Source organism: Variovorax sp. OK605 (assembly GCF_900115445.1).
Taxonomy (GTDB): Bacteria; Pseudomonadota; Gammaproteobacteria; order Burkholderiales; family Burkholderiaceae_C; genus Variovorax.
The window spans coordinates 73259-86608 of the sequence record NZ_FOWL01000007.1 but is presented as its reverse complement, the minus strand read 5'-3'; the positions used below and the strand labels follow the sequence as shown (position 1 = coordinate 86608).

Genomic DNA, 13350 nt, shown 5'->3' with positions numbered 1-13350 from the left:
TGTTCGCGCGGGCGTTGGCACGGGGCGGTCATTGCATCTTGCACTCCGGGCTCGGCGGCGGAAAGAGGGCCGTGCCGGGCTCGACCGATCGCATGGCAAAGGTGGTGGCCTTGCCGTCTGGCGTGCGCACGACCTCGGCCACGCCCAGTTGGCGAATCAGCGTGTGGTCGGCGGCGCGCATTTCCACGTCGCCGAAGATGGTGGGCGTCTTCAGGCCGGCCAGCGCGGTGCGCACCGCTGCCACGTCGGTCGACTTGGCCTTGACGATGGCGGCGCGCAGCACTTCCATGGCGACCATCATGTCGGCGTCGGTGTAGATGGGCTTGCGCTTGAAGTGCGCCTCGTAAGACTTGACGAAGGCGGCGTTGCGCTCGCCCGGCATGGTGTTGTGGTAGCTCAGGCCGTTGAGCACGCCCAGCACGGAGTCGCCCTGCGCGGCCAGCTGGAACTCGGTGGCAAAGCCGTTGCCCAGCACGGTCTTGTATTTGCTGAACAGGCCGAACTGCTTCTGCTGCTTGGCGAAGGAGTTGCCGTCGGACATGTAGAGCGTGACCATGAGCGCGTCGGCCGGCTTCGACAGTTGCGTGATGTAGCTGCCGAAGTCGTTGGTGCCCTGCGCGGCAAAGAGGCTCATCTGCACGGTGCCGCCCTGCTCTTTCACGATGTCGGTGAACTTGGCGGCAAAGGTGTGGCCCACGGCGTAGTCGGGCGAGATCATGTTCCAGGTCTTGGCGCCGGACTTCTTGACGAACTCGCGCAGCATGGCGGCGTACACGCTGTCGGGCGTGGTCACGCGGAAGAAGTTGGGCTGGCAGGCCTTGGTCATGAGGTCGTCGCCCTGCGAGTACACGTCGATCATCAGCGCGTTGAGCGCAGCCAGCTTGGGCGAGATGGCGAGCGAGTGCGAGGTGGGCGTCTGCCCCGTCACAAAGCTCACGCCGCCCTGCTGCACCAGCCGGTTGACGGCGGCAATGGCGCTCGAGGGCGTGCCGGCATGCGACTGCACCACCACCTCGAACTTGCGGCCCAGCGCGCCGCCCTCGGCGTTGAGTATTTCCACCGCGGCGCGCGAGGAGTCTTCGACCAGGCTGGCGTAGGTGGCGAAGGGGCCGGCGTCGATGGTGAGCACGCCGATCTTGATGGGGCCGGTGGCCTGGGCCTGGGCCTGGGCAGCGAGCGGCAATGCCAGCGCCAGCGCGGCGGCGGCGGCCACCTGCGAGACGAGTCTTCTTGAGCAGCGAATCATGGGGTTGTCTCCTGATGGGGCCACGCCGGCACTGGACGGCCGGCTCGGTGGTGAATAGGTGGTAGGTGCGCGGCGTGCGAAATCAGTCTTCGGAACCGCTGGACATTTCCGCGAACAGCGGGCGCGGCGAGTTCTTGAGTTCAATGGCCAGCTCGCTGCGCATGGCGGTGCGCAGCAGCTGTTCGATGTCGGCGGCAACCTGCGCCGGCAGTTGCGCGCGTTGCGCGTCGAGCCAGCCGAGCAGGTCGCCAATGGCGCGGTTGGCGCTGTCGCGCTGCGCGAGCAGTTCGGCAATGGGCACCGCGGCCGGCATGGCGCCCGTGGGCAGCGCGGGCAGCGAGGCCGCCTCGGGCCGGCCCTGCATGAGCGCGGCCACGCCGTCCAGCGCGGTGCGCTGCACGGCCAGTTGCTCCAGCAGGAAGCCGGCGGACCAGTCGGCGCGCACCTTGAAGGTGTTCAGCAGGTTGATGACGCCGAACACCTGGCCGCGCGCAAACTCGTCGTCGAGGCGGCTGAGCACCTCGCTGCGCAGGGTGGCGTTCATGCCGTCGATCAGGCGGGCAAAGGAGTTGTTCATGGTGCGGCCTCGATCGTTTTTTCCATCTGGCGCAGGCAGGTGGCAATCTGGCTGCCCATGGCCGGCATGCGCATGTCGTTGAAGCGCCCTTCCTCGAAGCAGCGCGCGGCCGCCATGTGGGTGGCCGCGAGCTTGAGCAGCGACAGCGCCTGGTAGTAGCGCACCGAGCGCATCGACACCTCGAAGCCGGCCTTCTCGGCATAGCGGGCGTAGAACCAGTCGGGCTCGGCCAGCCGGCAGATGAGCTTGCTGCCGCCCATGTACATGGGCAGGCTGGCCCAGCCCAGGTCTTCGTGCGGGTCGCCCAGGTGCACCAGCTCCCAGTCGAGGATGGCGGTGATGCGCCCGTTCTGCTCCAGGAAGTTGCCGGTGCGGTAGTCGCCATGCACGATGGCCACGCGCGGCGCCACCGGGCAATGGGCCTTGAGCCAGCGCAGGCCCCATTCGGCCTGCGGGTAAGGGCGCATGGCCCAGCGCGCGATCTGCGACTCCCAGTGCTCGACGTTGAGCAGCGCCGCGTTCCCGGCGGTGATGCCGTGCGCCATGGCGGCCACGGGCTTGGTTTGCCACGGCACGCAGTGCAGCGCGGCCAGCGCGTCGATGAACTGCTCGGCCAGCTGCTTGCGGTAACCCTCTTCCAGACCCGGCTCGTTGGCCGAGACCCAGGGCACCACCGCGTCGCCCGAGACCTTCTCGCAGAACATGAAGGGCGCGCCGAGTATCGAGGGGTCGTCGCTGCTCCAGAAGGCGCGCGGCACGGGCACGGCGCTGCCTTCGAGCGACTGCATGGAGAGCACCTGCGGGCCGGCGCTGTAGGGGGCGAACAGGCCGTAGTCGGGGCCCAGGCGCAGGATGAGTTCGCGCGTGGCGCCGTCACCGTCGATGCCGGTCACGGGCACCGCGTAGGTCAGCCACGAGAAGCCGACCGGAAAGCGCCGCACGGCGCCCACGGTCACGGCGTGGCCGAGCTGCGTGGCCAGGTAGTCGGCGATCTTGGGCGCCAGGGTCGTGTCGTCTATCAGCGTGGTCATGCAGGCTCAGTGAATGGGTGTGGGAGGCAGGTGGCCGCGCTCGTTCACGCTGGCCACGCCAATGGCATGCGGCTCGGCGGCGGTGTGCAGCATGCGCAGCCGCGTCATCGACGCATAGCCCGGCGCGAAATGAACGATGCGCTCCAGGCCCAGCGCGTGCGACAGCACCACGTTGATGGGCAGGCCGTGGGTGAACACGGCCACGTGGGCATTGCTGGAGTTGGCAGGGCCGGCTTCGACCGTGCTTGCCAGCGCGCCCAGCACCGCGCTGCGAAAGCTCGCGCTGTCGCCGCCGAAGTACGCGATGGGGTCGGCCATGAAGCGTCGCCATTCGCCTTCGCCGAGGGCGCGCAAGGTTTCGGTGGAGCGGTAGCGCGCCACGTGGCGGTCGGCCTCGGCCCAGCCGTCGATGGTTTCCACCGGCAGGCCCAGCAAGCGGGCCAGCGGCTGCGCGGTCTGCGCGGCGCGCGCCATCGGGCTGCTGACGATGCGCGTGATGCCTTCCTGCGCCAGCCGCGCCGCCACGGCCTCGGCCTGTGCGTGGCCGTCGGCGCGCAGCGGCGGGTCGTGCGGGCGTTCGCTGTCGTCTTCGTCGGGGCGTCCGTGGCGCACGAGCACGATCTTCATGGCGGGGTGTGCCTGTGGCGCCGTGTCAGAGGTACTGCACCGCCGCGCGGCCGATGCGTTGCCGCGCAATCACCAGCTTCATGATGCCGGCCGTGCCGTCGCCAATTTCCAGGCCCATCACGTCGCGCATGCGCTGCTGGTGCGGCAGGTCCTTGGACCAGCCGTAGTGCCCGAAGGTCAGCAGGCACTGGTGGATCACGTCGAACGCGGTCTTGGGGCCCATCCACTTCACCATGGCGGCCTCGCTGGTGTGCGGCTGGCCCGCGTCGCGCAGCGCCAGCGCGTGGAAAGACAGCTGGCGCACCGCGGCAATGTGCGACTCGCCTTCGGCCAGCGGAAAGGTCACGCCCTGGAACTGGCCGATGGGCCGGCCGAAGGCCTCGCGTTCCTTGGCGTAGGCCCATGCCTCGTCGAGCGAGGCCTGCGCCGCGCCGCAGCACTGCAGCGCGATGAGCGCGCGGCTGTAGTCGAAGCCCTGCATCACCTGCGTGAAGCCCTTGCCCTCGTCGCCCAGGCGGTGGCTGGCGGGCACCTTCACGTCGTCGAAGAACACGGAGCCGCGCCCGATGATGGCGCTGCCCACGTCGTCGAAGTGCGTGCGCTGGATGCCGGGCGTGCTCGCGGGAATGAAGAAGGCAGACACGCCCTTGGCGCCGTCTTCAGGCCGGCCGGTGCGCGCGAAGATGAGGTACGCATCGGCACGGTCGGCGAAGGTGATGGAGGTTTTCTCGCCGTTGATGATGTAGTGGTCGCCGTCGCGGCGTGCCTTCATCTGCAGGTTGCTGGCGTCGGAGCCGCCGCGCGGCTCGGTCAGGCAGATGGCGACCACGGCCTCGCCGCGGATCATGCGCGGCACCCATTCCTCGACCACGTCGGGCTGCGCATGGCGAATGAGAATGGCGGCGTTGAGCGACACGCCCACCGGCACTGCGCTGATGTTGAAGTCGCCGTAGGCCAGCTCTTCCGCAATGATGCCGGTGGTGACGGCGTCGGCACCCAGGCCGCCCAGGCGCTCGGGCAGGTCGACGCCGATGAGGCCGAGGCTGCCCATTTCGGCGAGCAGGCCGCGGTCGAGCACGCCGATCTTCTCGCGCTTCTGGTAGTCGGGCAGCAGGCGCTCGCGGGCGAAGCGGCGCGCGGATTCCTGCAGCGCTCTCTGGTCGTCGTTCAATACCATCGGGTTGTCTCGTTGAGGTTGAGGGCTGCGCGCGGCAAGCTGGGCCGGGCGCATCGATTGTTGTTCGCTGCCGTACGGTTTGCGGCGTGAACGGCTTTCACAGATGCTGTTCCGGGCGTTCTCAGATCTTGCGTTCGTGGCCGGCCCAATAAGGGTCGCGCAGCACGTTCTTGCGCACCTTGCCCACGGGCGTGACGGGCAGCGGATCGGCACGGAACTCGATGCTGCGCGGGCACTTGTAGCCGCCGATGAGCGTGCGGCAATGCGCAATGAGTTCTTCCGCCGTGGCGCTGGCGCCGTCCTTCAGCACCACCACGGCGTGCACGGCCTCGCCCCACTGCTCGCTGGGAATGCCGATGACGGCGGCCTCGCGCACGGCCTTGTGCAGGAAGAGCGCGCGCTCGGGCTCGATGGAGTACACGTTCTCCCCGCCGCTCACGATCATGTCTTTCACGCGGTCGGCCACGTACAGGAAGCCGTCGGCGTCGAGGTAGCCGGCGTCGCCGGTGTGCATCCAGCCGTCGCGCAGGCAGGCGGCGGTGGCCTCGGGGTTGTTGAGGTAGCCCGTCATGAGGAAGTCGCTGCGCACGATGATCTCGCCGATTTCGCCCACGTCGGCGTCGTCGCCTTCGATGCGCACCACGCGCACCTCGTTGCCGAAGCCGGCCTGCCCTGCCGAGCGCAGGCGCGAGGCCTTTTCACCCGACACGATGTGGTCGCGCCAGCGCAGCATGGTGGCAAAGCCGCCGGTCTCGGTCATGCCGTAGATCTGATAGAAGCCCCAGGTCGGCACCATCTCCATGGCGCGCAGCATGAGCCCTTCGGGCATGGGCGAGCCGCCGTAGATGCAGGTCTTCAGGCTGCTGAGGTCGTACTGCTTGAAGTCCGGGTGGCTCAGCAGCATGTTGACCATGGTGGGCACCAGCACGGCGTTGGTCACGCGGTGCTGGCCAATGGCCTTCATGACGGGCAGCGCCTCGAACTTCGGAAGAATGGCGTGCGTGCCCGCGGCCATGGTGATGTACCAGAGCGCGCTGGCACCGGCAAAGTGAAAGTAGCCGGCCACGTAGAGGAAGGTGAGGTCTTCCACGCTGGGCAGCAGCGCCAGGTAGCAGCAGGTGGCCAGGTACACGCCGCGGTGCGACATGGCCACGCCCTTGGGGTGGGCGGTGGTGCCGCCGGTGTAGAAGATGACGTAGAGGTCGTCTTCCTTGCGGTCGGCATCGGGCATGGGCGCGTGCTGGGCCACCAGGTCTTCGTACGACAGCATGCCGGCGGGCGTGGGGCCGTCGCCCAGGTAGATGAAGTGGCGGATGCCGGGGCGCTCGGCGCGCAGAAAGTCGACCTGCTCCAGGAAGCTGTCGTCCACGAACAGCACCTCGGCATTCGAATCTGTCAGCGCGTAGACGTTCTCCACGGCCGACCAGCGGACGTTGAGCGGCGCCAGTGCGCCGCCGGCCCAGGGCACGGCAAAGAAAAGTTCAAGGTAGCGGTCGCAGTTCATCGCCAGGATGGCGACGAAGGCACCGTCCTGCACGCCGAGCGAGCGCAGCGCGGCGGCCATGCGCGGCACGCGCTCGCCGACCTCCCGCCAGGTTCGCTGGCGGTCTCCGCTGATGGTGGCGATGCGCGATGCGCTGCATTGCACTGCCCGCTTGAGCAGTTGGGTACCCTGCATGGTCGTTCCTCGGTGGGTTGGATCGCATCAGATATGCCTGCATACGTTACGCTACCGTACGATCAGACGGAAGCCGGGGAATCCCCTAGCGCAAGGCGTGGCGCTCGCGCAGCCAGGTCGAAGGCCGAAAGCGTTCGCCGCACCGGTCTGCCAATGCATCGCACTCGGCCACGAAGCGCGCGAGGCCCTGGCGCTCCACCTGTGCGAGCACGCCGCCCTGCGCCTTGGGAAAGCCCAGGCCGAGCACCGAGGCCAGGTCGGCGTCTTGCGCGCTGGCGACGATGCCTTCTTCGAGGCAGGCCGCCGCCGCGAGCGCCTGCGCGTGCATCAGGCGGTGCTGCACGTGTTCGGGCTCGGGCTGGTCGGCGCGCAACGCAAAGGCCTGCGCCAGCCCGGGCCAGAGGTTCTTGAACTGCGCGCCGGGGTAGTCGTAGAAGCCGCCGCCGTCGCGCCGGCCGCGACGGCCCAGCTCGCTCACCATGCGGTCGAGCACCGGCCAGGCCAGCGGGCGGCAGAAGCGCTCAGACAGGCCGTCGGCGCGCGCCTGCCTGGCCTGCTGCCAGTTCAGCGCCAGGCCGGTTTCGTCGAGCATCGCGAGCGGGCCGAGGGGCATGCCGGCCGCGGCGGCGGCCGCCTCGATGCGCTCGGGCGCCACGCCCTCGCCCACCATGGCGGCGGCCTCGTCCAGGTAGGCGGCGAACACGCGCGAGGTGAAAAAGCCCGGGCTGTCGCGCACAACCACGGGCTGCTTGCCCAGTCGGCGCACCCAGGCCAAGGCGGCCTCGGTGGTGGCGGCGCTGGTCTCCCGCCCTACGACCACTTCGACCAGCGGCATGCGGTCGACCGGCGAGAAGAAGTGCAGGCCGATGAAGCGATCCGGGTGCGCCAGCGACGCGGCCAGCCCGCTGACCGGCAGGCCGGAGGTGTTGGTCGCGATGACCGCGCCGCGCGCAACAGCGGCCTCGATGCGGCGCAGCACGGCCTGCTTGACCTCGCGGTCTTCGGACACGGCCTCCACCACCAGCGCGCAGCCTGCGAGCGCGCTGTCATCGTCGGCCGCCGTGGCTAAGGCATGCAGTTGCGTGGCCGCGACTGCGTCGAGGCGACCACGTGCAACGCGTTGTGTCAGTTCGCTGCGCCACCTTTCAAGCCCGCCCCGAGCGGCCTCCTCACTGCGCCCGACCAGCACCGCGCGCAGGCCCGCCAGTGCCGCCGCATGGCAGATGCCCAGGCCCATCAGCCCCGGCCCGACAACGCCGATGGTGGGGAGAGCGGGCGCGGCATCGGTCTGTGTCGTGGTCATGGAGCGGGTGAAAGGATTGGGAAAGGATCGGGAGAGTCGGCCGCCGCAACCGAGGGAAATCACGTACGGCAAAGGCATCGAGTTTTTTAGTTCACGTGCGTACGATATGCACAGGTACCAGATGCGTCAATCAAAAACGAACCCGGCTGCACCGGGCACGGAGACATCCACGCAATGAACTCGATCGATCTGCACGGCCATGCCGCCGTGGTGACCGGCGGTGGCAGCGGCATCGGCCTTGCCAGCGCCAAGCGCTTTCTGCAGTCGGGCGCGCGGGTGGAGCTGTGGGGCCGCGACCCCGCCAAGCTCGCGGCCGCGGCCGAGGAGCTCAAGCCCATCGCACCGGTGACGTGGCGCGCCGTCGACGTGGGCGACCACGCCGCGGTGCAGCGCGCCGCGCAGGAGGCGCAGGCCGCCATGGGGCACGTCGACATCCTCATGAACAACGCCGGCGTGGCGCTGGAGGTGTGCCCCATGACCGAGATGTCGCTGGACGCATGGCACCAGAACATCGCCATCAACCTGAACGGCGTGTTCTACGGCTGCCGCGCGTTGGTGCCGGAGATGGTGCGGCGCGGCTGGGGCCGCATCATCAATGTGTCTTCCATGGCGGGCAAGGACGGCAACGCGATGCAAAGCGCCTACTCCGCGGCCAAGGGCGGCGTCATCGCCTTCACCAAGAGCCTGGGCAAGGAGCTGGCCACCACCGGCGTGACGGTGAACGCGCTCGCGCCCACCCTGTTCGAAACGCCCCTGGCGCTGGCCACCATGGCCGAAGCGCCCGCGGCCATGCAGGCGGTGATCGACAAGATTCCCATGCGCCGCATGGGCCGCGCGGACGAAGCCGCCGCCATGGCCGCGTGGCTGGCCTCGGACGACTGCTCGTTCACCACCGGCTTCACCTTCGACCTGTCCGGTGGCCGCGCCACCTACTGACCCCACCTCGCAAGGACGCAGACCATGAGCTCGCAACGTACCCACCTCTCTCGCCTCTCCAGCCTCTCCGGCCACTCTCACCTGTCCCGCCGCGACGTGCTCGGCATCGGCTCCGCGCTGGCCGGCGCCTCGCTGATGGGCGGCGCGCAGAACGTGTTCGCGCAGCGCGGCGACACCATCAAGATCGGCTCCGCGCGCGCCATGACCGGGCTGGTCGCGTCGTCGTTCGCGCCGCTGTACGTGTCGGTGAAGATCGCGGTGGAAGAGATCAACGCCAAGGGCGGCATCCTGGGCCGGCAGGTCGAGATCGTGGAGGCCGACGACGAAAGCTCGCCCGCCAAGGAGCCGGCCGTCATGCGCAAGCTGATCGATGCCGGCGCGCAGGCGCTGCTCGGGCCCGTGGGCAGCTCGCACACCATCGCGGCGGCCACCACCACCACGGCCGCCAAGGTGATCCATGCGGGCGGCGGCTGGGCCGAGGAACTGGCCGACGGCCGCAAGTACCCCTACCACTACCAGTTCACCTACAACACCGGCCACCAGGGCGAGGCCATTGCGCGGCTGATCGTGGAGAAGCTCAAGCTCAAGAAGGTGGGCATCCTGCAGGAGAACAGCGGCCTGGGCGAATCGGGCGGCGCGGCCACGGTGCGCTCGCTGAAGAAGCGCGGCCTGGAGCCCGTGGGCATCGAGGTGTATCCGCCCAACGCGACCGACCTGAAGGTCTACCTGAACAAGCTGCGCGCGGCGGGGGCCGATGCCATCGTGCTGTGGAACTCGCCGGTGCAGGGCATGCTGCTGACGGCCGCGGGCCTGCAGGCGATGAAGTGGTACCCGGCGCTGCTCGGCGGCAACTCGCTGTTCTCCAACACCGTGCTGGAGAACACCGACCCCGAGGTGCTGAAGAACGCCTACGGCACGCTCATCAAGACCATGACCTACAGCGCCACCGAGGCGCCGGGCGCGCGCCAGGTGGCGTACGCGAAGCGCGTGGTGACCTTTCCAGAAGCCAAGTTCTGGGAAATCAACGCAGCCATCAGCCCCTTCTACGACTACCTGCACCTGCTGAAGGCGGTGGTGGAAAGCGAGAAGCGCTTCGACACCGAGCGCATCAAGAAGGCATTCGACGCCACCAAGGACTACGACGGCATGATCGGCAGCATCAGCTTCACGCCGGACAACCACTGCGCGCTCACGGGCGACCAGATGGTGATGGCCACGCTGCTGTCGGGCAAGGACGCGCGCTCGATGGGTGTGTTCCGCGAGCGCGCCTGACGCCCGCGCGGCCCCGCCATGTGGACCGACGTCGTCGTCTCCGGCCTGACCGCCGGCAGCCTCTACTGCCTGGTGGCGGTGGGCTTCAACATTCTTTACCGGCCGACCAAGGTCTTCAACTTTGCGCAGGGCGACCTGGTGATGGTGGGCGCCATGGCCAGCGCGCTGCTCATGACGCAATGGCACTGGCCCTGGGTGCCGGCCTTTGCGGCGGCCGCGGCGGCGGTCGCGCTGCTGGCCCTGCTGGAAGAGCGCGTGGCCGTTGCGCCGGTGCTGCGGCGCAGCGCCAGCGGCACGGGCTGGATCATCACCACGCTGGCGGTGGCGATGATCATGACCAACGTGGTCGGCAAGGTGTGGGGCGCCGACCCGATCGTGGTGCCCGCGCCAGCGCCGTTGTCGAACGACATGCTGGCGTTTTCGGCGGTGAGCATTTCCAGCTACCAGGTGGCGCTGATCGTGCTGACCGTGGCGCTGGTGGCGGTGGTCGAGCTGCTGTACGCCAGCCTGTGGGGCAAGGGCGCGCTGGCGGTGGCCGAAGACCGCGACGCGGCGCTGCTGCGCGGCATCGACCCGGTGGCGATCAGCCGCTGGTCTTTCGCGCTGGGCGGTGCCTTCGCCGCGCTCACGGGCGCGCTGGCCGCGCCGGTGCTGAGCGCATCGACCGGCCTGGGCGCGATGCTGCTGCTCAAGGGCTTTGCCGCCGCGGCCATCGGCGGCCTGGGCAGCAACCGCGGGGCGCTGCTGGCGGGCTACCTGATCGGCATGGCCGAGGCGGCGAGTGCGCTGCTGCTCTCGCCCGGGTATCACAACGCGGTGATGCTGGTGCTGGTGCTCGCGGTGCTGCTGGCGCGGCCGGGCGGGCTGTTCAGCTCGCTCGAAGCGCGCACGGTGTAGCGGCATGAACACGACGACTTCTTCCCTGCTCGCCGCGCCTTCGCCCGCGCGCCCCTGGCCGGCCCGCGCCGGCAAGGCTGTCGGGGTGGTGGCAGCCGTGGCGGCCGCGCTGTCGGTGCCGCTGTGGTTCCGAGGCGACTTCGTGCTCTTCATGGCCACGCAGGCCGGCGTGATGATGCTGGTGGCCATCGGCCTGAACCTGCTGACCGGCTATGCCGGCCAGGTGTCGCTGGGCCACGGCGCATTGGTGGCCGTGGGCAGCTACACCACGGCCTTGCTGATGATCGACGCGCACTGGTCGTTCTGGCTCGCGGCGCTGGCGGGCATGGCGGTGTCGACCTTGGCCGGGCTGGTGATGGCGCTGCCCGCGCTGCGCCTGTCGACCTGGTACTTCGCGCTGGTGACGCTCACCTTCGCGCAGGTGGTGACCGACCTGCTGGTGGAATGGCGCAGCCTCACGCGCGGCTTCTCGGGCCTGGTGGGCATACCGCCGCCGGCCGTGGGTGCGCATGTGCTGGGCCCGGTCGAGGTGTACCTGGCGGTCGCGGTGTGCGTGGTGCTGGCGTTTCTGGGCGTGCGCAACCTGAGCCGCTCGCGCTACGGCCGCGGCATGGTGGCGGCGCGCGACAACCCGCTGGCGGCCACGGCCTCGGGTGTGTCGCTGCTGCGCATCAAGCTGTTCGCGTTTGCCGTGAGCGCGGCGCTCGCGGGCCTGGCCGGCGCGTTCTATGCGGTGCAGAAGACGGTGATCACGCCGGAAGACTTCACGGCCGACTTCTCGATCTTCTTCCTGCTGATCATCGTGGTGGGCGGGCTGGGTCGCCTGTGGGGGCCGGTGGTGGGCACGCTGGTGTTCTTCCTTCTGCCGGAGCTGCTGGGGCCGCTACAGAGCTGGCGGCTGCTGATCTACGGCGTGGTGCTGCTGGTGCTGATGGTGTTCGCGCCGCACGGCATCATGGGCATGCCGGTGTGGCAGCGCCGGCGCCGGCATGCGCTCCCCGATGCGCCGCCGGTGGATGCGCCGGTGCAGGCGCAGCCGGTGCAACGCCTGTCGCTGACGGTGCGCGACGTGCACAAGCAGTTCGGCGGCGTGGCCGCGCTGCGGGGCTGCGCGCTCACGGCCGAGGCGGGCAGCACGCACGCGCTGGTCGGGCCCAACGGCTCGGGCAAGACGACCACGTTGAACGTGATCAGCGGTTTCATCCGCAGCGACAAGGGCGCGGTACTGATCGGCGACACCGACGTGTCGGGCCGCGCGCCGCACCGCATCGCGCAACTGGGTGTCGGGCGCACCTTCCAGACACCCAAGCTGCTGCACGACCTGAGCGTGCTCGACAACGTGCGCCTGGGCGGCTTCGCGAGCGAGCGGGCCAGCGCCTTCGAGATCCTGCTGGGCCTGCCGCGCGCGCAGCAGGACCGACGCGACGGCTCGGCCGCCGCGATGACGCTGCTGCGCTTCGTTGGCCTGGCCGAGCGCGCCGGTGACCTGGCGGGCGACCTGCCGCACGGCCAGCAGCGGCTGGTGGAGATTGCGCGGGCCATGGCCGGGCAGCCTTCCCTGCTGCTGCTCGACGAGCCGGCAGCCGGTTTGTCGATGGACGAGCTCGACCGGTTGGGCGCGCTGATCGAGGCCATTGCCGCGCTCGGCACCACGGTGCTGGTCGTCGAACACCACCTGGAGTTGATCGCGCGCATCAGCCGCTCGGTGACGGTGCTGGACCGTGGCCAGGTGCTGGCCGCGGGCACGCCGGCGCAGGTCTTCAGCCACCCCGAGGTCGAGCGCGCGTACATGGGCCGCGAAGGCACCGGAGGCTCGCGATGAGCACCGCACCGCTTTCGCCCTTGGCACCCGCGCTGCTGCAGGTGCGCAACCTGCATGCGGGCTATGGCCGCGTGAGCGTGCTGGAGGGCGTGTCGCTCGACGTGCCCGCGGGCGGGCTGGTGGCGCTGGTCGGCAGCAACGGGGCGGGCAAATCGACGCTGCTGCGTGCGCTGTCGGGCCTTCTGCGCGCGGGCAAGGGCGAGGTTCTGTTCGACGGGCACAGCCTGCTGGGTGCGTCGCCGGCCGCCATCGTCGGGCGCGGGCTGCTGCACGTGGCCGAAGGCCGGCGGCTGTTTCGCACGCAGTCCGTACACGACAACCTGCAGTTGGGCTTGTGGGGCGCGAAGCTGTCGAAGGCCGAGGAGGCGCTGCGCTTCGAGCGCGTGTTCACGCTGTTCCCGGTGCTGCACGAGCGCCAGGGTGCGCGCGCCGGCATCCTGTCGGGCGGGCAGCAGCAGATGCTGGCGGTGGCGCAGGCGCTCATGCACGCGCCGCGCCTGTTGATGCTCGACGAACCCTCGCTGGGCCTTGCGCCCGCGGTGATCGACCAGCTGCTCGACGCGGTGGTGCAACTGCGCCGCGACGGCACCGCCATCCTGCTGGTCGAGCAGATGGTGGAGCGCGCGCTGCAGATTGCCGACACCGCCTACGTGCTGCAGAACGGCCGCGTGATCGGCCACGGCCCCGCCGGCGAGCTGCAGCACAGCGCGCTGCTGCGGCAGGCTTACCTGGGTGCGGCGGCGTCTTCGGACGCCGCGGCTTCTTCCATCCTTTCCTGAGGACA

Annotated in this window: 12 protein-coding genes; 5 read left to right on the top strand and 7 right to left on the bottom strand. The window is 69.5% G+C overall.

The features are described 5' to 3' along the window. Nucleotides 1–28: 28 nt before the first annotated feature. The 7 genes from BM013_RS19155 to BM013_RS19125 form a co-directional block, all read right to left on the bottom strand. The gene (locus BM013_RS19155) at nt 29–1246 is read right to left on the bottom strand and encodes an ABC transporter substrate-binding protein (protein ID WP_093129233.1); all 1218 of its coding nucleotides are present in this window, start codon (nt 1244–1246) and stop codon (nt 29–31) included. Between the two features lie 82 nt (nt 1247–1328). After that, a complete protein-coding gene (locus BM013_RS19150; RefSeq protein ID WP_093129232.1) occupies nt 1329–1823 on the bottom strand; it encodes a hypothetical protein in 495 nt (164 codons plus the stop codon). Continuing rightward, nucleotides 1820–2854, bottom strand: coding sequence for a phosphotransferase family protein (locus BM013_RS19145; RefSeq protein ID WP_093129231.1), 1035 nt, complete (start codon nt 2852–2854; stop codon nt 1820–1822). The genes BM013_RS19150 and BM013_RS19145 overlap by 4 nt, the downstream gene beginning before the upstream one ends. Nucleotides 2855–2860: 6 nt before the next feature. Then, complete coding sequence (locus BM013_RS19140; RefSeq protein WP_093129230.1) at nt 2861–3481, bottom strand: histidine phosphatase family protein; 621 nt, start codon at nt 3479–3481, stop codon at nt 2861–2863. A 25-nt stretch (nt 3482–3506) separates the two neighbouring features. After that, nucleotides 3507–4658, bottom strand: a complete 1152-nt coding sequence (locus BM013_RS19135) for an acyl-CoA dehydrogenase family protein (RefSeq protein ID WP_093129229.1) — start codon at nt 4656–4658, stop codon at nt 3507–3509. 121 nt (nt 4659–4779) lie between these two features. Next, nucleotides 4780–6336: a long-chain-fatty-acid--CoA ligase gene (locus BM013_RS19130; protein ID WP_093129228.1), complete on the bottom strand. Its 1557-nt coding sequence runs from the start codon at nt 6334–6336 to the stop codon at nt 4780–4782. Nucleotides 6337–6421: 85 nt separating this feature from the next. Then, entirely contained in the window at nt 6422–7639 is a 1218-nt protein-coding gene (locus BM013_RS19125; RefSeq protein WP_177225508.1) for a 3-hydroxyacyl-CoA dehydrogenase family protein, read from the bottom strand. A gap of 174 nt (nt 7640–7813) precedes the next feature. On the opposite strand from BM013_RS19125, the gene BM013_RS19120 reads away from it, so the two are divergent. The 5 genes from BM013_RS19120 to BM013_RS19100 are packed head-to-tail and all read left to right on the top strand — an operon-like array spanning nt 7814 to nt 13345. Beyond that, on the top strand, nt 7814–8575 hold the full coding sequence (locus BM013_RS19120) for an SDR family NAD(P)-dependent oxidoreductase (RefSeq protein WP_093129226.1): 762 nt from the start codon (nt 7814–7816) through the stop codon (nt 8573–8575). A gap of 24 nt (nt 8576–8599) precedes the next feature. Then, on the top strand, nt 8600–9847 hold the full coding sequence (locus BM013_RS19115; protein ID WP_093129225.1) for an ABC transporter substrate-binding protein: 1248 nt from the start codon (nt 8600–8602) through the stop codon (nt 9845–9847). Nucleotides 9848–9865: 18 nt separating this feature from the next. Beyond that, a complete protein-coding gene (locus BM013_RS19110; RefSeq protein WP_093129224.1) occupies nt 9866–10744 on the top strand; it encodes a branched-chain amino acid ABC transporter permease in 879 nt (292 codons plus the stop codon). Nucleotides 10745–10748: 4 nt separating this feature from the next. Then, complete coding sequence (locus tag BM013_RS19105) at nt 10749–12566, top strand: branched-chain amino acid ABC transporter ATP-binding protein/permease (protein WP_093129223.1); 1818 nt, start codon at nt 10749–10751, stop codon at nt 12564–12566. Further along, nucleotides 12563–13345 (top strand): ABC transporter ATP-binding protein, encoded by a 783-nt coding sequence (locus tag BM013_RS19100; RefSeq protein ID WP_256221558.1) that lies wholly within the window; start codon nt 12563–12565, stop codon nt 13343–13345. The genes BM013_RS19105 and BM013_RS19100 overlap by 4 nt, the downstream gene beginning before the upstream one ends. Nucleotides 13346–13350 lie beyond the last annotated feature (5 nt).